At 70.7% G+C, this 21,797-nt stretch carries 14 protein-coding genes; 4 read left to right on the top strand and 10 right to left on the bottom strand.

Features of this window, described 5'->3' with window-relative positions; all coding sequences use genetic code 11:
- Nucleotides 1-61 precede the first annotated feature (61 nt).
- Together ACZ6S6_RS19245 and ACZ6S6_RS19240 are read left to right on the top strand one after the other, a co-directional pair.
- Nucleotides 62-982: a GNAT family N-acetyltransferase gene (locus ACZ6S6_RS19245; RefSeq protein ID WP_469706334.1), complete on the top strand. Its 921-nt coding sequence runs from the start codon at nucleotides 62-64 to the stop codon at nucleotides 980-982.
- A complete protein-coding gene (locus ACZ6S6_RS19240) occupies nucleotides 963-1,469 on the top strand; it encodes a ribonuclease FAU-1 family protein (RefSeq protein WP_469706333.1) in 507 nt (168 codons plus the stop codon). The genes ACZ6S6_RS19245 and ACZ6S6_RS19240 overlap by 20 nt, the downstream gene beginning before the upstream one ends.
- 104 nt (nucleotides 1,470-1,573) lie before the next feature.
- Here ACZ6S6_RS19240 and ACZ6S6_RS19235 read toward each other — a convergent pair whose 3' ends face one another.
- The 4 genes from ACZ6S6_RS19235 to ACZ6S6_RS19220 all read right to left on the bottom strand — a co-directional run bounded on the left by ACZ6S6_RS19235 (nucleotide 1,574) and on the right by ACZ6S6_RS19220 (nucleotide 8,890).
- Entirely contained in the window at nucleotides 1,574-3,052 is a 1,479-nt protein-coding gene (locus tag ACZ6S6_RS19235) for a methyltransferase domain-containing protein (protein ID WP_469706332.1), read from the bottom strand.
- Between the two features lie 125 nt (nucleotides 3,053-3,177).
- Complete coding sequence (locus ACZ6S6_RS19230) at nucleotides 3,178-4,071, bottom strand: esterase/lipase family protein (RefSeq protein ID WP_362956492.1); 894 nt, start codon at nucleotides 4,069-4,071, stop codon at nucleotides 3,178-3,180.
- Between the two features lie 188 nt (nucleotides 4,072-4,259).
- Nucleotides 4,260-5,348 carry a DNA polymerase Y family protein gene (locus ACZ6S6_RS19225; RefSeq protein WP_469706331.1) on the bottom strand — a complete coding sequence of 363 codons (1,089 nt, stop codon included), beginning with the start codon at nucleotides 5,346-5,348 and terminating at the stop codon, nucleotides 4,260-4,262.
- Entirely contained in the window at nucleotides 5,345-8,890 is a 3,546-nt protein-coding gene (locus ACZ6S6_RS19220) for a DNA polymerase III subunit alpha (RefSeq protein ID WP_469706330.1), read from the bottom strand. The genes ACZ6S6_RS19225 and ACZ6S6_RS19220 overlap by 4 nt, the downstream gene beginning before the upstream one ends.
- Nucleotides 8,891-9,027: 137 nt before the next feature.
- On the opposite strand from ACZ6S6_RS19220, the gene ACZ6S6_RS19215 reads away from it, so the two are divergent.
- Nucleotides 9,028-10,095 (top strand): ABC-2 transporter permease, encoded by a 1,068-nt coding sequence (locus ACZ6S6_RS19215; protein ID WP_469706329.1) that lies wholly within the window; start codon nucleotides 9,028-9,030, stop codon nucleotides 10,093-10,095.
- 110 nt (nucleotides 10,096-10,205) lie between these two features.
- Here the strand turns inward: ACZ6S6_RS19215 and ACZ6S6_RS19210 are convergent, their stop codons facing one another.
- Nucleotides 10,206-11,291, bottom strand: coding sequence for a S1 family peptidase (locus tag ACZ6S6_RS19210; protein ID WP_469706328.1), 1,086 nt, complete (start codon nucleotides 11,289-11,291; stop codon nucleotides 10,206-10,208).
- Nucleotides 11,292-11,717: 426 nt separating this feature from the next.
- Here ACZ6S6_RS19210 and ACZ6S6_RS19205 point away from each other — a divergent pair, with 426 nt between their 5' ends.
- Nucleotides 11,718-12,602 (top strand): alpha/beta fold hydrolase, encoded by an 885-nt coding sequence (locus tag ACZ6S6_RS19205; RefSeq protein ID WP_469706327.1) that lies wholly within the window; start codon nucleotides 11,718-11,720, stop codon nucleotides 12,600-12,602.
- Between the two features lie 76 nt (nucleotides 12,603-12,678).
- On the opposite strand, the gene fxsT is transcribed toward ACZ6S6_RS19205, so the two are convergent.
- The 5 genes from fxsT to ACZ6S6_RS19180 form a co-directional block, all read right to left on the bottom strand.
- On the bottom strand, nucleotides 12,679-16,614 hold the full coding sequence (fxsT, locus tag ACZ6S6_RS19200; protein WP_469706326.1) for an FxSxx-COOH system tetratricopeptide repeat protein: 3,936 nt from the start codon (nucleotides 16,612-16,614) through the stop codon (nucleotides 12,679-12,681).
- Entirely contained in the window at nucleotides 16,611-17,912 is a 1,302-nt protein-coding gene (gene fsxC, locus ACZ6S6_RS19195) for an FxsC protein (RefSeq protein WP_469706511.1), read from the bottom strand. Before fsxC ends, fxsT begins: the two co-directional genes overlap by 4 nt.
- 187 nt (nucleotides 17,913-18,099) lie before the next feature.
- Nucleotides 18,100-20,328, bottom strand: a complete 2,229-nt coding sequence (gene fxsBH / locus ACZ6S6_RS19190; protein ID WP_469706325.1) for a radical SAM/SPASM protein FxsBH, inactivated beta-hydroxylase extension form — start codon at nucleotides 20,326-20,328, stop codon at nucleotides 18,100-18,102.
- Nucleotides 20,329-20,358: 30 nt separating this feature from the next.
- The gene (gene fxsA / locus ACZ6S6_RS19185; protein ID WP_469706324.1) at nucleotides 20,359-20,556 is read right to left on the bottom strand and encodes an FxSxx-COOH cyclophane-containing RiPP peptide; all 198 of its coding nucleotides are present in this window, start codon (nucleotides 20,554-20,556) and stop codon (nucleotides 20,359-20,361) included.
- A gap of 235 nt (nucleotides 20,557-20,791) precedes the next feature.
- Nucleotides 20,792-21,508 (bottom strand): hypothetical protein, encoded by a 717-nt coding sequence (locus tag ACZ6S6_RS19180; protein ID WP_469706323.1) that lies wholly within the window; start codon nucleotides 21,506-21,508, stop codon nucleotides 20,792-20,794.
- Between the last annotated feature and the right edge of the window lie 289 nt (nucleotides 21,509-21,797).

Raw genomic sequence — 21,797 nt, 5'->3', positions numbered from 1 at the left:
GCCCACCCGTCGCCGGAAAATCACGGGCGGCCGGGCGGCGCCTGCGGGTACGGTCCGGCGCATGACTGTCATCGTGCGCGACTTCCGCGCCTCCGACGCCGAGGACTGGGTACGGGTACGGCGCGCGGCGCTCCCGTTCATGGTGACGACACCGGAAGCGGTCGTCTTCGGCCTGGCGAACGCCCATCCCGACAAGCGGTACCGCCTGCTGGTCGCGGAGGAGGACGGCGAGATCATCGGAACAGCCGAGGCCGGCCTGGCCCATGAGAGCCCCAGACCCGGTCAGGCGTCCTGCAATCCGCACGTCCATCCGGAGCGGACCGGCCGGGGCGCGGGCACACTGCTGCTGCGCACGGCCGAGGAGTATCTGGCCCTGGCCGGAGCGACCGAGATCTATGCCTGGGTGCTGGACACCCCCGGCGACCGGGCGTTCGCCGAGCGGCACGGCTACACCCCGAGCCGGCCGGCGCACTTCATGCATCTGGATCTGGCAGGCGGCACGCTGCCGCCCCGTCAGGAGCTCCCGGCCGGTGTCGAGCTGCGGACCTTCGCCGATTTCGACGGCGACCCGCGACCGCTCTTCGAGGCGGACGCCGAGACCACGGCGGACGAGCCCAGCGACACCCCGGCCCGGCTGTCCGACTACGAGGAGTGGCTCACCGAGACCTGGGGCGATCCCGCGCTCGACCACCGGCTGACCTCGGTGGCGGTGGTCGACGGCGAGGTCGCGGCGTTCAGCGTGGCGGAGTGCGACGGCTCGGGCCGCTACTGGTCGGGGATGACCGGCACCCGGCGGGCGTACCGCGGCCGCGGGCTGGCGAAGCTCGCCAAGAACGACTCGCTGCACCGGGCGCGCGCCGCCGGATACACCGACGCGTACACCGGCAACGACGCCGCCAACGGTCCGATGCTGGCGATCAACCGCTGGTTCGGCTACGAGATCTGTGCCACGGAGGTGCGCCATGTCCGCAGCGTCGGCTGAAACGGAACCGGCGGAACTGACGGTCGTCCTGGTCAAGGCCGGGAAGACCAAGATCCGCTACCCCGCCGCCCTGCTCGCCGACGACGGCACCCGGGTGACGGTACGGGCTCCCTGGGCCTCCCCGCGGGTCCGTGACTTCGGCTTCGTACGGTTCGAGCCGGGTGACGTCTTCACCGAGCACTACTGGCGCGACGCCTGGTTCGCGGTGAAGGAGGTCCGCGGCGGCGCGGGCGAACTCAAGGGCTGGTACTGCGATGTGACCCGCCCGGCCGTGCTGCGGGACGGTGAGCTGGTCGTCGAGGACCTGGATCTCGATCTGTGGGCGTCGGCGGACCGCTCCGGCGTACTGCGCCTGGACGAGGACGAGTTCGAGGAGAGCGGACTGACCGGGCGCGATCCGGCGGCGGCGCGTGCCGCCGTCGCGGCGCTGGACGAGCTGGAAGCCCTCGCCCGTACGCCGGAGGGTTTCACCGGCCTGCTGAGCTGAGGACACCCGGCAGACCCTCCAGCACCGCACCACACCGCACCGCACCACACCGCACCACACCGCACCGCACCGCACTGCACCACACCGCCCGGCTGAATGGCCCCTCAGCCGGCCACCAGCTCCACCTCGTACCCCGCCGCGTCCTCCAGGTACGCGGCCACGTGCCCGTCGCCGCCCGCATGCGGATGACGGTCCGTGAAGAGCAGCCGCCAGCCGTGGTCCGGGGCGCGGGCCACCAGCGCGTCGAGGGCCTCCCGGTCCGCCACGTGGAACGCCAGGTGGTTGAGGCCCGGACGGCGCCGCTCGTGCGCCCCGGGGACCAGGTCGGGCGACTGCTCGATCACCACATAGCTGTCGCCCCGCCGCCAGCTGCGCCCGTGCGTCCACCGCTGGTACGGGACATGGCCCAGCTCGCCGAGGAGCCAGCCCCACCCCGCCTCGGCCGCCGCGAGATCGGGCACCCACAGCTCGATGTGGTGGACCCGCCCGGTGCGGACCCCGCCGGTCGGCAGCGGGACCGCGCGGCGGGGGCCCTGCGGTTCGTACGCGACGGTGTCGCCGTCCTCGTGCCAGTGGATCAGGAAGCGCTCCCCCGCCCGGTAGCCGTCCAGCCCGGCCCGGCAGTACGCGACCATGTCGTCCGGCAGGGCGTCCAGCGGGAACCACGCCAGCTCCGAGCACTTGTCCGGTTCGCGGTTGTACGGCGGCCGCGCCGGGTCGTACTCCGCCTCGAAGAACCAGCCGGTCCGGGGATTGCCGCCTGGCCCCCGGTGCTGCATGACGAGGGCCACCCGCAACTCCTCCGGTTCCAGGGCGATCCCGATCTCCTCGGCCGCCTCGCGGATCATGCCCTCGCGGACGTCCTCGCCGTCCTCGACGTGTCCGGACGGGGCGTGCAGCAGCCCGTCCGCGTACCCGGTACCGGCCCGGCGGGCGAGCAGGACGCCGGAGCCGCGACGGAGGATCAGATGCACGTCCACGACCTCGCTGTGCCGGCGGGGCGGTTCGGCACGGGCGACCAGGGCGTAGCGCTCGTCGTCGACGTCCTTGCCCCAGAGATCGCGGTCGCCGGAGAGCCGCTCGTGGTGGATGCGCTCGGTGAACGGGGCGAGCAGCGAGGTGAGTCGCGCGGCGGACAGCCCTACCCCGTTCCACACGCCCTCGATCAGCACCAGTCTGCCGCCGGGCCGCAGCAGGCCGAACCAGTGCCGCAGGACCGCCGCCGGGTCGGGCAGCAGCCACACCACGTGCCGGGCCAGGATCACATCGAAGCGCTGCTTGCCGACGGGCGGTGCGGCGGCGTCGCCGGCCAGCACCTCGGTGCCCGTACCGGCCAGCTTGGCGCGCGCCTGCTCCACCATGCGCGGCGAGCGGTCCACGGCGGTTACCCGGTGCCCCTGCCCGGACACGAGCAGCGCCAGGCTTCCGGTGCCGCACCCCAGGTCGAGAACCTCGGAACGCTCCTGGGGCAGCCAGCTCTCCAGCCTTTGCGCCCAGGCGTGCCGGACCACGGGGTCGAGCAGACCGTGGTCGGGCTCCTCGTCGAAGGAATCGGCGGCGGAGTCCCAGTCGATCGTCGTCATGGACCGATCGTGCCATCTGCCGCCGGGCCGTCTCCACCGCACGGCACGGCCGCTGACCGGACCGGACGGCCCCGGGCGCTCCCGGGGCCGTCCGGTCTCTCCCGGCCCGTTCCTGGCGAAAGGTCCTAGCCGATGACCGAGGCGCAGGTGGTCGGGGTGGCGTGCGCCGGGTCCAGGGCGTTCGCGACCTCGTGGTAGGCGACCCGGTCGATGGTCCCGATCGCCACGTGCTCGGACAGATCGACCGGGCACAGGTCCTGGAGCAGGACGTTGTGCACGTCGGGTCCGTCCAGGAACTGTGTCCGGTACGGGGTCACGACCTCGTCGTACTTGGTCGAGATGACGGTGTAGTGCACGCCGGGCACGGTGTCGCCGCCCGCGTTGAGCTTGGTGATGAAGGGGGATCCGGCCACCTGGTCGGCGAGTCCGGGCGTGCCGGCGTTGAGCAGGTCCGCGGCGCCGGGGAAGTACGGCAGCAGCTTCGTCAGGCCGAGGAGGGTGGTGCCGTGGTTGTCGGGCGCGAGCCCGATCATGGCGTTCACCCTGTCTCCCCCGCCGAGGAACTTCAGGTAGTAGTTCGGCATCATGCCGCCCTGGGAGTGGCCGACGATGTCCGCCTTGGGCGCCCCGGTGGAGGCGAGCACCTTGTCGACGAAGACCGCGAGCTGCCCGGCCGACTCGTCGATCGGGCCCAGGCCGTTGAAGAGCGGCACACCGGGGAGCTGCCCGTAGTCGAGCGAGTAGACGCAGTAGCCCCGGTTCACCAGGTAGGGGGCGAGGACGAGCCAGTTGTCGACCGAGTTCCCGAAGGTTCCGTGGACCAGGACGACGGGCCGGGGGTGGGCTGCGGAGGGTTTGCAGGAGTAGTCGTTCCAGCCACGCGAGGTGGCCGTGGCGGCGGTGGGGGTGGCGGCAGCGGCGGTGGCCGTGGGGGTGGCGACCGCGGCGACTGCGAGGAGCAGTGCGGCGAGGGTTCTGCGCGCTCGTGGGGTGCGCGGCGCACGGGTCCAGGGCAGCATCGTGGGTTCTCCTTGCGGCTCAAGGGAGTTGCGATGTCTGTGCACCCTGCGGCCCGGACCACAAGTTCTGACGACGTTCTATGTGCTCATGCCAACTTACGCACGAGTAAGGTTTCCTGGGAAGTTACGCGTCGGTAAAAACTGACGCGGCGGTAACCGCGGCTCCGGAACAGTCCGCGGCCGGTGGTTCAGGCCGCGAGCCGCCCCGGCATCACGGCCTGCGGTCCGAATCTGGCCCGCAGCCGGTCCGCCACCGCCTCGATCCGCCGCGCCCGTTCGTCCACCGGATCGAAGGTCAGCTGATGCGCGGCCCGCCCCGCGTCGCCGAGCCCCTCGGCGCGCAGGGCGATCCCCCGCACCCGGGCCCGCTGCAGGGCGAACGAGTCATGGATCCGGTACGCGAGCGCGGTGAGCTCCGCGGAGTGGGCGGTGGGCTCGCGGAGCGTACGGCTGCGGGTCAGCGTCGAGTACCCGGTCCGGTCGGCATAGCGCACGGAGACCGCGAGCGAGCGGCACACCTGCCCGTCGCCGCGCATTTTTGCTCCCAGTTCCTCGGTGAGCGACATGAGCGCGCGCCGCTGCCGCTCCCGGCCCAGCTCGTCGCGCGGGAAGGTCCGTTCGGCTCCGACCGACCGGGCGGCGGCGTTGGGGACGACCGCCGTACGGTCGACGCCGCGGGCCCGCTCCCACAGCTCACGCCCGGTCCGCACCCCGGTGATCCGCTGGAGGGTGCCGAGCGGGGCGGCCGCGATCCGGCCGACGGAGTCGAGCCCGTATCCGCACAGGGTGCGGGCCGTCGCCGCCCCGACGCCGTCCAGTGCGCCGACCGGCCGGTCCGCGAGGAAGGCGGCGGCCCCGCCGACGGGCACCACGAAGGTCGCCCCGGGCCCGGCCCGCCGCGCCGCCATCCGCGCCAGCATCGGGTTCTCGGCGGCCCCGATCGCGCAGTCCACTCCGTGCAGGGCCAGCGCGCGGACCCGGATCACCGCGGCCAGGCCTGCCGGGTCCCGCCCGAAGTAGCGCAGCGCGCCCCGCACATCGGCGAGCGCTCCTTCGGGCGGCATCGCCTCCACGGCCGGGGTGAACGAACCGAGCAGGGCCAGCAGCCCCGCGTAGCCGGCGCCGTCCGGGGGGCCGCCGCCGATCCGGCGGAACCGCAGGCAGAGGATGCCTGGCTGGAGGGTCGCGGGGTGCGGGGCTTCCGGCTGGAGGGCTTCGGACCGGAGGGGTGCGGACCGGAGCATTCCGGGCTGGAGGGCTTCGGATTGCTCGCTCATCCCGCGCTCCCCGGACTCTGGTGCCACAGCTTCCTTCCGGTGGGCGTCCCCTCGCCGGGCGGCTGGAGGTCCGCCCAGGGGTTCATCTCGTAACCGGTGGGCATCCGGATCCGGCGGCCGTCGCCGTCGGCGGGCGCCTCCTCCTGCGGGCCGGCCGCCTCCGGCGCGGGCTCCCGCGCCAGCCGGGCCGCGACCGCGTCGAGCCCGCCGGTGCGCCGCAGCTCGGCCAGCTCGGCCAGATTCCAGGCGGCGGCGCCGACCACGCTCAGGCTCCGCGGCCCGCGCCGCTGGACCACCCCGCGCACCAGCAGCAGCCAGGAGTGGAAGACGGTGTACGCGCAGGAGGCGTGGCTGTCGTCGAAGAACGCCAGGTCGACCAGGCCCGTACCGTCGTCCAGGGTGGTGAAGACGACCCGGTGCCCGGAACGGATAGGCGGGGTCTGGGTGGCCGCCTTGGCGCCCGCGACCAGCACGGTCTCCCCGTGCCGCGCCTCGCGCAGCCGCTTGGCGGAGAGCGCTCCGAGCTCCTCCAGGAAGGCGTGGTGATCGCTCATCAGATGGCGTGAGACATCCATGCTCAGCACGCCGAGCTCGGCACTGAGCCGTTCCGCCTCGTTGAGGTCGGGCAGGCCGATGGAGCCGGTCCGGTGCCCGCCGCCGAGCGGGAGCTGCGCGCCCGCGCCGCCGGAACCCGCGCCCCGCTGGGCGCGGTGGAGCTCGGACAGATGCAGCAGCAGATCACGGCGGTTGGCGCCGAACGCGTCCAACGCACCGACCTGGGCCAGCCGCTCGGCCGCCGGCTTGCCCGGACGGGCCCGCTGCCAGAAGTCCAGCAGTGAGGTGTAGGGCTGTCCGGCCTCGATCCGGGCGACCTCGGCCGCGCTGATCCCGTGGACGTCCGAGAGCGCCAGCCGCAGCCCCCAGACCTCACCCTCCACCCCGTCTCCCTCCACTCCATCACCAGACACCAGTTCGATTCGATGGGCTGTCGCCGACCGGTTCACGTCCAGCGGCAGCACCGGCACCCCGCGCCGCCGCGCGTCGGCGAGCAGCAGCCGCTTCGGGTACATCCCGGGGTCATGGGTGAGCAGCCCGGCGTAGAAGGCCGCCGGATGGTGCGCCTTCAGCCAGGCCGACTGGTACGTCGGCACCGCGAAGGCGACCGCGTGCGCCTTGCAGAAGCCGTAGCTGCCGAACGCCTCGATGATCTCCCAGGCTCGGGCGATCACCTCGGCGCTGTATTTCCGGGCCGCCGCGTGCTGTGCGAACCAGAGCCTGATCCGGCCCTGCGACTCGGGGTCGGAGAGCCCGCGCCGGACCCGGTCGGCCTCGCCCCGGCCGCAGCCGGTCATGATGTCGACCATCTCGATGATCTGCTCGTGGAAGACCACCACTCCGTAGGTCTCGCGCAGCGGTCCCTCCAGGTCGGGGTGCGGATAGCGGACGGGCGCACGGCCGTGCCGGGCCTCGATGAACGGCCGCACCATGTCGGCGGCGACCGGACCGGGCCGGAAGAGCGATATGTCGACCACCAGATCGTGGAAGCCGGCCGGCTGGAGCCTGCCGATCAGATCGCGCTGGCCGGGCGACTCGATCTGGAAACAGCCCAGCGTCTCGGCGGTCCTGATCAGCCGGTACGTCTCCGGGTCACCCGGCGGCACGGCGTCCAGGTCCACGTCCCGTCCCGAGGCCCGCTTCACCTCCGTGACCGCGTGCGCCATCGCCGACTGCATCCGTACGCCCAGCACGTCGAGCTTGAGCAGCCCGAGGTCCTCCACGTCCTCCTTGTCGAACTGCGCCATGGGGAAGCCTTCGCCGCTGGTGGGCATGACGGGGGTGCGGCGCAGCAGTGAGGCATCGGAGAGGAGGACCCCGCACGGGTGCATGGCGATACCGCGCGGCAGCCCGTCCAGCGCCTCCACCAGCTCCCACAGCCGCCCGTACTTCTCCTTCGTCCTCGCCACCTCGCGCAGTTCGGGCAGTTCCTCCATGGCCGCGCGGGCGTCGCGGGCCCGGATGTGCGGGAAGGCCTTGGCGAGCCGGTCGGTCTCGGCCGGGTTCATGGAGAGCGCGGCTCCGACGTCCCGGATGGCGTGGCGCACCCGGTAGGTCTCGGGCATGGCGACGGTGGCGACCCGTTCGGCGCCGAAGCGGCCGATGATCGCGCGGTAGACGTCGAGGCGGCGGGCCGATTCGACGTCGATGTCGATGTCGGGCAGCACGAAGCGGCGCTTGGACAGGAAGCGCTCCATCAGCAGCCCGTGCTCGACCGGGTCGGCGTGGGCGATACCGAGGAGGTGGTTGACCAGGGAGCCCGCCCCGGAGCCGCGGGCGGCCACCCGCACCTTCATCTCCCTCACATCGTCGACTACTTGAGCGACCGTGAGGAAGTACGAGGCGAAGCCGTGGTGGGCGATGATGTCCAGTTCGTGGTGCATCCGGTCCCAGTAGCCGGGCTTGCGGTCGTAGCCGCGCAGCACCATGCCCGCGGCGGCGCGGGAGGCCAGCACCCGCTGGGCGGTGCGGCGGCCGGCGCCGACGAGACGCGGTTCGGGGAAGTGGACGGAGCCGAGGCCGATATCGCCCCCGGGGTCGACGACGCAGGCGTCGGCGGTGTGCCGGGTCTCCGCGAGCAGCCGGGCCCCGGCACCGGGGCCGAGTCCGGCGGCGGCGGTGATCCGCTCGGCGGCCCCGGCCATCGCGCGGGCGTCCTTGAGCCAGCGCTCACCGCTGTCGAGCGGGGCGCGGCGCGGGTCGACGGGGACGAGCCCGCGCGCCGAGTCGAGCACGTCGGCGACCGGGCCCTGCCCGGCGTCGGCGTACCGGACGGCGTTGGTCAGCACGGCCCGTATTCCCTGTTCGGCGGCGAAGCCGACGGTACGGGCGGCGAGCCGCAGCGAACCGGGTCCGGTGCCGTCCCGGCCGTGGTGGACGGCTTCGAGCCGCAGGTCGTCGCCGTACGCCTCCCGCCAGGGGGCGAGCAGGACGGCGGCCCGGTCGGGACGGCCCGCGGCCAGCGCCCTGCCCACCTCGGAGGCGGGGCCGAGCAGCACGGTGAGCCCTTCGGCGGGCAGCGAGGACCGGTCGAGCAGGGGCCGGCCACCGTCGGGGACGGCGGCATGGGCGGCGGTGACGAGGCGGCACAGCTCGGCCCAGCCCCGCGCTCCGTCGCGGGCGAGGAAGGTGACGCGGGGAGCGGATTCATCGACAAAGGCACCACCGCGGACCGGGGTCCGCAGCCGGTGCGTACGCCCGTCGCCCTCGGCACGTCCGGCGGCGGCGACCGCGAGTTCAACCCCGAAGAGCGGCCGCACGCCTGCCGGTTCGCAGGCCTTGGCGAACCGGATCGTGCCCGCGAGGGTGTCGCGGTCGGTCAGCGCGAGAGCGTCCATCCCCCGCTCGGCGGCGCGCTCCGCCAGCCGCTCCGGGTGCGAGGCCCCGTACCGCAGGGAGAACCCGGAAACGGTATGCAGATGCGTGAACCCTGACACCCGCACCTCCTGAACCGATCCGTGACCCACCACCCCCTCGCTCTCCACCATAGACCACGTTCGAACATTCGTGCGATATCCGCATTCCCGAGAGGCACGCCACCCCTCGCCTCGCCCCCCGGCCGTCCTCTCAGCCATTCGGCCCGGCCCCGACTGCATGAACGGCGGGCACCCCGGACGGTGGGGGCATGACTTTCGCTGATGAGGTGAAGAACGCCGTCACTCCGCGGGCCGCGCTGCTCGTCATCGGCGTACTGGCGTTGCAGCTGCTGTTCATCGCGTCCTATGTCGGAGCACTGCACAAGCCGAAGCCGACGGACGTCCCCTTCGGGATCGTCGCACCCCAGCAGATCTCCGCCCGGCTCCTCACCGAGCTCAAGGATCTCCCCGGCGGCCCGCTCGACCCCCGCACGGTCAGCGACGCGGCCACCGCCCGCCGGCAGATCCTCGACCGCGACATCGACGGCGCGATGATCGTCGATCCCCGCGGCACCACCGACACCGTGCTGGTCGCCTCCGGCGGGGGCACCGTGCTGGCCAACTCACTGACGAAGATCATCACGAAGGTCGACCTCACCCAGCGGCGCACGGTCCACTCCGTGGACGTGGCCCCGGCCTCGGCCCAGGACTTCAACGGGCTCTCGTCCTTCTACCTGGTCGTGGGCTGGTGCGTCGGCGGATACCTCTGCGCCTCGATCCTGGCGATCAGCGCCGGCAGCCGCCCCGCCAACCGTCAGCGCGCGGTGATCCGGACCGGGGTCATGGCGCTGTACTCGATCGCGGGCGGAATCGGCGGCGCGGTGATCATCGGGCCGATCCTCGGCGCGCTCCCCGGAAGCTTCTGGGGGCTGTCGGGCCTGGGCGCCCTGACCGTCTTCGCGGTCGGCATGATCACCCTCGCCCTGGAGGCGCTCACCGGCATCGTCGGCATCGGCCTGGCCGTCCTGCTCGTGGTGATCGCGGGCAACCCGAGCGCGGGCGGCGCCTTCCCGCTCCCGATGCTGCCGGACTTCTGGCGGGCGATCGGCCCCGCGCTGCCACCGGGGGCCGGGACCTGGGTGGCCCGCTCGATCGCGTACTTCAGGGGCAACGCGGTGACCGGTCCGCTGCTGGTGCTGTCCGCGTGGGCGGTGGTCGGCACGGTCATCACCCTGCTGCTGTCCCTGCGCGGGAAGCCGGAGACTGCGGACGGCACCGCGCTCACGGGGGCGGGGACGGGTACGGGTACGGGGAGCGGCGGCTCGACACTCGCTTAGCGGACGGGAAGGAGCGCGTCGCCGTCCCGGCCCGGACAGCGGTCAGACCGTGGGGGCCGGGGCGGAGGAATGGCCCAGCGCCGGGGGCCATTCACCACTGCGCGGAGCTGTCAGCCGATCTCGGCCCCGAACGCCGCCAGCGCCTCCGGCACCGGCTGGAAGAACGTCTCGCCGCCCGAGGAGCAGTCGCCGCTGCCGCCCGAGGTCAGGCCGATCGCCGTGTCACCGGCGAAGAGCGAGCCGCCGCTGTCGCCGGGCTCGGCGCAGACCGTCGTCTGGATCAGCCCGTTGACGATGTCGCCGTTGCCGTAGTTGACCGTGGCGTTCAGCCCCGTCACCTGGCCGTCGTGCACCTGGGTGGTGGAACCGCTGCGCGACACCGTCATCCCGACGGTCGCCTCGCCCGCCTTGGTGATCGCCTGGGTGGAGCCGTTGTAGAGGTCGACCTCGCTGGGGTGGGCGGTGTTCGAGGTGTACTTCACCAGCCCGAAGTCGTTGTCCGGGAACTCCGAGCCCGCGTTGGTGCCGATCGTCGCACCGCTCTGCGAGTCCGACCAGCTGGTGATCGCGTCGGTGCAGTGCCCGGCGGTCAGGAAGTACGGTTCGCCGCCCTTGACCACGTTGAAGCCGAGCGAGCAGCGCCCGCCGTCGCCCCAGATCGCGTCGCCGCCCGCGATGAGCGGCTTGAACTCCCCGGCGGACTTCTTGAGCTGGGCCTTGCCGCCCAGCGACTCGACGACCGAGGTGAGCCGGCTCAGGTCCGCGCCCTTGACCGTGCGGTCGGCGGTGACGACGATCTTGTTGCTGACCGGGTCGACGGCCCATGAGGTGCCGGGGATCGAGGCCTTGCCGGTCAGGGTCCGCTGTGCCGACTTCAGATCGGCGAGCGAGTTCTGTACGACTCTGGCCTTGCCGCCCGCCTGCCGCACCTGCTCGGCGGCGGCCTGGTCGACCACGTTCATCACCAGGTTCTTCGACTTGGCGTCGTAGTACGACCCGGCCGCGTCGCCGCCCAGGTCCTTCCCGAGACCGGTGGCGAGCTTTCCGGCCGCGTCGGCCGTCAGCGTCCGCGCCGTGACCTCAGGCGTTCCTTCACTGGCGTTCGCACTCTGGAACGTCGCTCCCGCTGCGACCAGGGCGAGCACCGCCGAACCCGCCAGCACTGCACGCTTCCTGGATATGCGTCGATGCTTCAACTTCGACCTCCTGTGGGGCCGTGCACGGGTGATGTGGGGTCGCCCGTACACGGAGGATGGGGCGCCCACTATTCCGACGGAGCAGATAGCACACAAGGCCGACTCCAGGACGCACACACGACAACACCTCTTCGGTCTCACCGTGTTCACTTACCGGAAGTCAGGCCTTGCCGGTTCCGCCTGCGAACACCAGGTGCGATCGCCGGGGCGGCAGCGGGTGAGGAGCAGTCCTGTCCTGTTCTCGCCCTCCAGAGTCCGGTTACTGGGGCTGAGGGTCCGGATGCGGTGCAGGTCCCCTCCGGCGAACACGGGTTCCTTCTGACAAGGAGTGCCGGTCGTGCCATTGATGCGCCATCATCGGACTGACAGCACACGCCGGGCAGTTGATGCCCGGAACAGGCGGGGTCGACGGACGGAGGAGTCGGGGTGCGCAGTCGGGTGCGGGTGGCGGACGGGCGGCATCTGATGGTCGAGCGTCAGGGGGATCCGCACGGCAGACCTGTCTTCCTCCTCCATGGAATGCCAGGCAGCCGGCTCGGCCCCGCTCCACGCGGCATGGTCCTCTACCAACGCAAGATGCAGCTGATCGCCTACGACCGTCCGGGCTACGGTGGTTCCGACCGGCTGCCCGGACGCCGCGTGGTGGATGTCGTCGAGGACGTACGGGCGATCGCGGACTCGCTGGGCCTGGAGCACTTCGCCGTGGTCGGCCGGTCCGGCGGCGCGCCGCACGCCCTGGCCTGTGCCGCGCTGATGCCCAACCGCGTGACCCGTACCGCCGCGCTGGTGGGCCTGGCCCCCTGGGACGCCGAGGGTCTCGACTGGTTCGACGGGATGGCCGCGTCGAACGTACTCGCCTACTCCACCGCCGCGGCCGATCCCGACGGACTCGCGGAGTCCTTCATCAGCCGCTCGGCGGAGATCCGGCAGGACCCGGTCCGGCTCCTGGACGACCTGCGCCGCGAGCTGACCGACTCCGACCGGATCGTGGTCAACGATGTCGGCATCCGCACCATGCTGCTCGCCAACTACCGTGAGGGGCTGCGCACATCGGCGTACGGATGGATCGACGACGCGATCGCGTTCTGCCGGCCCTGGGGTTTCGACCCCGCGGACATCACCGGTCCCGTGATGCTGTGGCACGGTGAGAAGGACGTGTTCTCGCCGATCGGCCACTCCCGTTGGCTGGCCGGACAGATCCCGGACGTCACCGCCGTGATGGAACCGACGGCGGCACACTTCGACGCGCTGTCCGTACTTCCGTCCGTGCTCAACTGGCTGCTGGACGAACGGGAAGCCGCGGTCTGCTGAAGACAGCGGCCCGTTGCGAAGACAGCGGCCCGGTGATCCAGGTGGCCGGGGCTCCGAACGGGAGCCCCGGCCTGGATCACACCGACATCGGTTCCAGCTCTCGCCAGAACCTGCGCTCGTCCCTCGCGATCCGGGTCAGCGGATGATCGTCCCCGAGCTGCCGCGCCAGCTCGTCACCGGTTTCCGCCCGCAGTCTCAGCGCCTCGTCCTTGCGCCCCATCGCGTCGAGCGTGACCGCCAGGTTGGAGGTCATGGCCAGGGTCTCCGGGTGATGTGCCCCGAGAACCTCTCTGAGCTGGCCGGAGACTCGCCGCTCGGTCTCCAGCACGATGCCGAGGTCACCCTCGACGGCTGTCGCGTTGGCCAGGTTCATGACGGAGAACAGGGTGTTCGGATGCTCCCGCCCGAACACCTCGCGCATCGAGGCGACCACCTTCGTCAGCAGCCTCTCCGCCTCCCCGGGCACACCCGTCCCCGAGAGGTAGGCGCCGAGGTTGTTCTGCGCGGCCAGGGTGTACGGGTGCTGCTCCCCCGGCACCTTCATGTACTGGTTGACGACCTCCTGCGCGGTGTCCCGGGCCTCGGCCGCCTCCCCAGCGGCGAACAGGTCGGCCGCCATGTTGAGGTCACAGGCCAGTGATTCCGGGTTGGCCGAGGTGTACTTGGCCCGGTACCTGGTGCGCGTGGCCACCGTCAGCCTGCGCGCGTCCTCCAGTTGCCCCGCCCGGCGCAGAGACACCGCGAGGCTCTTCGAGGCACTCAGGGTGGTCGGATAGGTCCGGCCGAGGGTGGCCTTGAGGCTGTCGTACGTGCGGCTGAGCAGGCCTACGGAGTCCTCGTAGCGCCCGACCTCACGCAGGTCACGGGCCAGGTTGAGGGCAGAGGACAGGCTGTGCGGATGTTCCTGCCCCAGCACCTCCGACCGCAGGTCGTAGCAGTCCTGGTCGATCTCCCTGGCCCTGGCGTACTGTCCGACGCTCCGCAGGTTCAGCGCCAGGTTGTTGGCCGCCGCCAGCGTCCGGGCGTGCCTCTCGTGGAAGATCTGGTTGAAGCCGTCATGCGCTTCGGTCGCCAGCTCGATCGCACGCCCGTAGTCGCCGAGCAGGCCCAGGTCGATGGCGAGACCGCTGGTGGTCATGTACGTGTGCGGGTGCTCCGGCCCCAGCACCTCACGCTGCAGCCGAAGGGTGAACTCGTCGAGATCCCTCGCCTCCACGTACCGTCCGCGGGTGCGCAGGATGTTGGAGAGGTGGAAGCAGAGGTACAGGTACTGGATGTCCCGTTCCCCCAGCATCTCCAGCCAGCTCTCCCGGAGTTCTTCTCCGAGGATGCCCGCGGTCCTGACGTCTCCGCGCTTCCACAGATAGCGCACCCGGTCGATCAGGAGCCTGCGGGTCTCGGGGTCCCTGCAGTTGCGCGCGTCGGACGGGCCGAGGTGCGGCCAGATCGTGGCGAAGCGCGGCCAGGTCTCCGGGTTGTCGATCGGTTCGGTGTCGTCGGGCCTGGCACCCGCGAGGATGCGGTGGACGACGTGCCGGGCCTCGCGCTGTTCCTCCTCGCTGAGCTGAGCCCTGATCACCGCCTGCACCAGCCGGTGGACCTGGATGGAGTTGGAGACCTGGTCGACCTTGGCGAGGGCGAACCGGCCGATCTCCCGGATGACCCGGCCCAGCACCAGCTTCTCCTGGAGCGAGGAGTCGTACGGCTTCAGCGCCTCGATCATCTCCTTGCTGTAGAGGAGGTTCGCCGAGATCGGCTCGGGTGCGAAGAACGCACAGAGCTGGAGCAGCCGCACCGCCGCCGGCGAGCGCTCCTTGAGGCGTTCGATGGAGATGTTCCAGGTCGCCGCGACGGGTTCCGGGTATCCGGCGGGCTGGTTCAGGGCCAGGACCTGGGGAGCCTGGCGGGCCAGCTGCTCCAGATAGGTGTCGATGGGGGTCGCGGTCTCAGCGATCCAGGCCGCCGCCTGCTCGACGGCGAGCGGCAGGTCACCGACGGCTGTCGCCACCTGCGCGGCATCCTCGGCGCTCAGCCCCGGGGCCCGCCGCTGGAGGTGCTCGACCGACTCCTCCCGGAGGAAGACGTCAACGGGCAGCGCGTCACCGTGCTGGGACCATGCCTGGTTCCTGGAGGTCACCAGGATGTGCCCCGAGCCACCCTGCGGGAAGTAGCGCCTGAGGCGCTCGGGATCGTCGGCGTTGTCGAAGACGAGCAGCCACCGGTCCGAAGGCACTCCGCGCCGCAGCAGGTCGACGGCTTCCTGGGAGGCCGCCGCCATGTCGTCGCCGCCCTGGGCACCGAGCCGGACGGCCAGTTCTGCCAGTCCCGCGATCACGTCATCGGTCTGCTCCGACGATATCCACCACACCAGGTCGTAGTCGGCCATGAAACGGTGCACGTACTCGAGGGCCACCTGCGTCTTGCCGACGCCTCCGAGCCCGTACAGGGTCTGCGGCTGCGGCAGCACGACGGCCATGCCCCCGCCCAGCTGGTCGCGCATCCGCTCCAGGACCAGGGAGCGGCCGGTGAAACCGGGGTTGCGGGGCGGCGCGTTCCAGATCCTCGGCACCGTGCCGGGGAACCGGGGACCGGCTGCCGCTCCGTCGCCGAGCTGCACCGACCTGTCCAGGGCGCGCATCAGGGCTGTGGTGGCCTGCACCTCGTCCAGCCGGAACAGGTCGACCGGGTTGCGGTCGATGTACGGCGCGGAGAGCCGGACATCTCCGATCCGCAGCGGCAGCAGCTGGCGCCGCCCGCCACCGGGGTCCTCGGCGACCGCTCGGTCCCACAGGTCCACGGCCCGCTGGGACTTGAGGTAGGCGCTGGAGAGCAGCACCACCGTGCGGGTCGCGGTCTCGGCCGCGGTGGGCGCGGCGTCCGCCAGTGCGGGATCGGCGGACACGTCACGCGGGACGACCCGGAATCCGGCCCGGGTGAGGACCGATTCGATCCAGTCGGCCCACATGCGGTTCTCCGCCACGTAGCTGAGGAGGAGATCGGCGGGCAGGCCCGGCCTGCGCCGGGTGAAGGCGTCGCGGATGCGCAACCGTACCTCTTCGCCCACCGGGGGCATCGAGGTGATTTCCTGTTGGGTGACGACCGCCGTGAGGCGTTCGAAGGCGGACAGCAGCGAGTTGCTGAGACCGGCCTCGTCCCCGAAGGTCGCGAGGGTTTCCTCGTACGCGTAGTAGGGGCGGTACGGAATCTCCACCGCGCCCCAGTAGGCGGTGAGTTCGTCCCCGGACAGGTCGCGGGGCAGCCGGTCGAACTTCAGGCGAGCCAGGGCGCGGCCGGCGTCGGCCTTCTCCTTCTCGCCCTCGTCGATGCGCATCGGGACGGGGAAGATGGAGATGGGCCGGCCGGTGTAGCGCTCGGCGATCTGCCGGGCGACGGAGGCGGCGCCGTCGATGGACTGGTCGCTCAGGGTGAAACAGTCGACGAGCACGTCCGGGAGGTGGACCGTGCAGATGTCGGCGATGTCGCTGAGGCCGGTACGGCTGTCGATGAGTACGTAGTCGTAGTTGGCCTTCATGTCGTCGCGCAGGGCGTCGAAGAAGTGGCCGCCGCCGAGCCGGTCGTAGAAGTTGTCCCAGTCGAAGGTAGAGACGGTGGCGGAGTACTCGCGGTTCTGCCGCCCGGCCGAGACGAAGTCGAGCGTGCCACCCCGCGGGAACTGCCAGCCGAGCGCCTCCGGATTGAGAGAGACGGCGTGCGGCTGGATGCGGGCGTAGTCGCGGTGCCAGTCGTCGGACCGCTGGACGGGGTTGGTCGCGGCCCAGGCGTACTCGGTGATCAGGTCGATCACCCCAGTGGTGGCACCGAGCGTCGACGGGTCGAGGAAGGGGTGGAAGAACCGGTGGAGTCCGGGAGCCTCCAGGTCCCAGTCGACGGCCAGTACCCGCTTGCCATTGGCGGCGAGGATCCAGGCGGTGTTCGCCAGGGCCATCGTGCGCCCCGTACCGCCCTTGTACGAGTAGAAGGTGACGATGCGCCCGTCACGGCCGGCTGTCATACGTCCTCCGCATCCGTCGCAGGGTCGTGCATGTCGGGTATGAACTGTGTGCCGCCCATGGGCCCCATCAGTCGCGTCCGTTCACTGTGCCGCCCGCCCGCCGGCGGATAGACCGTGGCATGTCTCAGATACTGCTGGGCGGCTACCTCGACCACTTGGGGGAGGACCTGTCCGAACGCCTCCATGGTGGGCACCCCCTTGGCCGCGGCGCGGCAGAAGGCCCGCCCCTGCCGCATCTTGGTCGGCAACGTCCGTTCGAGCTTCTCGGTCAGTTCGGCCTCGGCGGCCCTGCTCTGGTGGTCGTCGCGGCACCAGGGCACGACCATGGTCACCCAGGGCCGGTTCTCCGCGTCGAACGCCGCGAGTCTGCGTCTGCGGTCCTCGTCCTGCAGGGCCCAGCGGTCGACCAGGAGTATCTCCGGCGTCCTGGGTTCCTGCTTGCCCTCGTGCTGTCCGGACTGCTCGTCGAACGAGGTGATGACGGCCTGGTAGTTGAGTGCACGGACCAATTCCTCGGCGACATAGGCCAGTGGTCTCGCGGCAGCCGGATGGTAGGGATTCCAGTCCTGCGGGTGGTCGCCGTAGTAGTCGGCGATACGTCCTTCGGGCAGGTCGTGCCGGGTGGGAGCGGCAATGGTGATCTGCATCGGCCGAGGGGCTCCCGCCCCGCTGCTCACTGATCCGAAAGCGCTGGGGGCGAGGCGGTAGTCGACGGGTCTTCCGGTGTCGATCCGCACCGTGTCGGCGACACTGACGATGCGCTTGGCGAGCTCGTAGACGGCCCGTTCGTATTCCTGGGCGAACAGCCGGAGTTTGATCAGTCCGTAGAGTCCGTCACTGACGTAACGTTCCCCGAAATCACGGTGGTTGAACTGTAACCGCTCGGCCGATCCCGGTAGTTGGGTGGGTGGCACCGGGACCCAGAGTGCCGGAACGATCGCTTCGGCCGACTGGTTCGACCGGGCCCGTTGGTGAATGGCGCGCTGCTCGAACGCGTACCACTCCTTGCCGCACATCTCGCTGGCGAAGTACCGCGGCGAGAACAGCGGTACGAAGACGCGGCAGCTGGCGAGTACGCTGCCCAGCCGCTCCGACCAGCCCTCCCCGGAACGTATCTCCCGGTCCATGAACCCTGCGGACGCGCCCGCGGGCAGATCGGTCATGGCCATAACATGGCCGCATAGATCTTGGAAAAGCCGTTCGACCCACATATCGGGGTCCGTTCCACCGCCGTACCCCGGTGTATGCGCGTAGCTCAGGAAAAAGTACGGCCGATGGTCCGCCGCTCGCTGCTGCATCGATGCGTGCACACGACCCCCGTCCTGTGTGATCACCGCATCCCAGGCTATGGAGGGGTGCGATCGAATTCATCATTCCGGAGCGGACCTTGCTCCACCCCCATGGCGTTCGGTCATTCAACGCCGCTTTTCAGTCATCCATACCCAGGATTCACCCCGTACGTTCGGACCCGTAACAGTCTTGAGGCTATTCAGCCCACTTGTCCTGCGTTTCCCTCACCTCCTCCTTGAGTGCGGCGATGAACTGCCTTCCCCCGACTGTGGGCTCGGCCGCGGAACCCATCACGCCGAGCGCCTCGTCAATACCGTCCATGAAACAGGGATCAAGGGCGGACAACGCCACCCGTTCATAGGTTTCGGCCAACAGGCGGGAAAACGGAACTGCTTCTTCCTGCCATCGGGGGCGATAGGACCAAGTCCCGTCCGACGCATAAAGATCGGTGACATCGAGCAATGCCCGCAAGGTGGTCCGCCGGAAACCGCCCAGAAGTTCGAGCGCCAGCTGCTTCGCGTCGTCCGTCCAGGTCAGGCCGATGGTCCCGTATCCGTGCGGCCGCCCGGCATGCTGTCCGGCGGTGAGGGGGGTCAGCGTCGTCAGGCCGGCGACGGCTGCCGCGGCGTGCTGGGGCGCCTCCCTCGCCAGGAGTTCCCACGCCTCGGCGAGACCGGCTTCCCACTCATCGGCCGCGGCCTTCCCGAGCCGCGGCATCGCCGGAGCGCCGAAACAGTCCCGGTACGGGTCCAGGTCGTCGAGCGCGAAGCGGGGCGCACCGTCCTGGCCGAGGCGGCGCACCGGGCTCCAGCCGGGGCTGTCCGCCCCGTCGAGGACGCGCCATTCGCCACCGCCGTCGTCACGCCGGGCCACGAACCCGTCCCCGGCCGGCCGCAGCCGGACCGTGCCGTGCTCACCCTCCCGGCCGACCCGGAGCTCGCCGAGCGTGGGGAGGTGGAGCCGCCCGTCCCGGTAGTCGGCCCGCACGGTCAGGCCGAGGCCCGACCGCACCGTGGCGGCCGCGAGGTGGCCGGGGAAGCGCAGTGCCTCGTCCACGACGTCGGGCCGATCCGCACGCAGCCGGCCCAGCACCTCCAGCAGCCAGGTCCGCGTGTACGGGTGCGCGAGCACGTGATCGAGCCCGGCGGCGCCCTCCTCGGACGCCTCCAGGACGCCGGCCAGGTCCCAGGCCTCGTCCCACCGAGCGCCGCCGCGGCCGTCCAGGTCCGCGTGGAGGCCCGCGAGCAGGGTGCGGGTCAGGTCCAGCTGCGCGTCGGCGAGTTCGGCACGGTCCGTCACCGCCGGGTGCACCGGGGCACGCTCCTCGATGCCGCGCACCAGCGCCTCCAGGTCGCGGCAGTACACGGACGGGTTGTCGAAGTCGTTGGCCGAGCGGTACCGGTGCGTGTACAGCCCTCCGCCGCACGAACGCACGACGGGGCAACGGCGGCAGGTCTCGCTGACGCCGGCCAGGCCGAGCTGGCGCGCGCGGACCCCCGGATGGGCGGCGACGTCGTCGAAGGAGTGGGAGAACACGTTGAATCCGGTGGCCGCCGCACCGTCGTAGGCGCTCTTGAGCGAGTCGACCTGTTCCAGCTGACCGTCCGTCTCGACCACTACCAGATCGGTGGGGGCGAGTCCGAGCGACTCGGTGAGGCTGGGGCCGCCGCTCAGGGTGGACAGCACGGAGGAGAAGAGGCGTACGGGCACCGGGCTGCCCAGGTCCTGCCAGCGGTCGTGGACCTTGAGGAGCCAGTCGGCGTAGGCCGTTTCGGACCCGTCCGGCCGGGGCGGCGGATCGTCCCAGGTGGCGTGCGGGAGGAGGAAGTCGATGAGCGGCGGTTCGAGCTCGATCAGGGCGTCCAGGACCGCGTGCGGGTCGTTCTCGATGTCGATGGTGCACAGCAGCCCGAGATCGAGATGGCGGTAGCGCTCCTGCCGGAGCAGTTCGACGGCCTTGAGCACGAGGGGGTGGCTGGTGCGCCCGTTGGCGAAGCGGCGGTGCCGGTCGTTCGCCGTGCGGTCACCGTCGAGCGAGATGCCGACCTTGACGTCGAACTCGTCGAAGAGGTCGAGATATCGGGGGCTGAGCTGGACACCGTTGGTGTGGATCCTGAGGTCCAGCTCAGCGATACCGTTCAAGGCCGCTGAGAGCTCCTCGCAGACACGGCGCAGGCGCGCTGGGCCGGCCAGGAGAGGCTCGCCTCCGTGCAGGATCACTGACATCGAATCGAGGGCATGCGTGGAAGCATGCTCGGCCAATCGTCGAGCCGCCCATGAAACAGCTTCGTCAGAGATTGTCTTGGGGCGGGTACGCCAACTCTGGTCAGCATGTTCATAGATATAACAATGGTCGCACGCGAGATCACAGCGGCTGTGAACCTTGAGAACGATCTCGCGGAAGGGGACCAGGGGTCCTGTCATTCCCCCAGTCTAGCCACGTCGGCGCTCTTCTCAGAGTGCCGAACTGAAGGTCGAAGTCTGAGTCGAACGACCGGCCGAGGTACCGAATACCCGGCCGAGCTTCCTGGAGGCATCGGCGCTTCGGGCGTCGATCTCGGTGAGTGGCACACGGCTCTTCTTCGCGATAGCGAAGGAGGGGGAGGTTGCGTAGGTCTTCACGGCCGTCCTCGATGGTTTGTTTCTGGACATTGGATTGCTGGCGGCACCTGCATATTCACAGAGCCCAGCGGGATGACTTTACTCCCAACCCAGCCTCCCGCACACGTCGACGCAGCGCGAAACCTTCTGTTCACCCAGCAATACGATCCAGGAAATCGTGACGGCGATTGACCCAGCCGGGTGACAACGTAACGCGCAGGCCGAGGGCTTGCCACCGGCTCGCCCCACAGGACCGCGCCCCTCCCCTCCCCGGCCCGAGCGGGGCTCAGTCGAGCGGGGCCTGGGCGGTGGCCCGCGCACCCTTCATGCAGTCCCCTATGCGTTCGTGGCTGTCACCCACGACGTCGGTCACCCGTACCCGCACGAACAACGACTCGACGTTCTCGACGAACTTCTTCGAGAAGGCACCCACGAGCACCGGCTCGTGGCTTCCGGTGCCGACCAGCGGGAATCCCGGCCCGAACTGGACGAGTTGGAAGTCCTCGGCGACCACGAGTCCGGCCGCGGTCAGCTCGGTCACGGCGTCGTCGATGTCGGCCCACCGCGCGCCGGCGGGACCGCCGCCCTTCATGACCACCTGGCACTCCCAGGACTCGATCGCCGCGATGTGCTGCCCGCCGTTGACTATGCCCACTCGCCATGCCCGCACGTCGCCCCTGAGGTCCCCCTTCACCCACGCCGCCCGCCAGCCCAGGTAGGGCCGCACGGTGCGGGCGTACTGCGCCCTGGCCAGGACGGCACCTGCCGCGACGGCCAGCAGGCTTCCCAGCGCCTCCATGTCGAGCAGTTGCAGGCGCCACGGCCACTCCATCCGTGCGCCACCCGTCATGTTGGCGCGAAGTACCTCCCAGACGAGGATGAGCAGCAGGAGTCCGAGCAGCACCAGAGGAATCGTGAACAGCAACGGACTCCGGCGGATTCTGCGCTGGACATCGGACAACGGCACGCCGCCGCCCTGCCCTGCCTGGCCTGCCTCGTTCACAGTCTCTCCCCCCGCCGAATGACGAGCACCCGTGTGTTTCCGAGGCATCTCGCCTTGTGAGCACCGCAGTTGTCAGACCTTGCCACAGAGCAACGGATCACACGAGAGCGTCTCGGCGAGAACGCGGACAGCACCTGCCCGCTCGGAGGCGCCATTGCGGTCTCCGGGGCGCGACCCTACTCTCGTGGCCCCGGCAGGCCTCCGTGCGCACTCTCCCGAGCCCCGGCCGGGACCGCACCCGCGATCCGGCGACGACCAGGCCGGCTGTACGACCCGAAGGGCATACCCA

Source organism: Streptomyces sp. NPDC048671 (assembly GCF_055587045.1).
The sequence above is the reverse complement of the archived record's forward strand: the minus strand, read 5'-3'. Positions and strand labels throughout refer to the sequence as shown.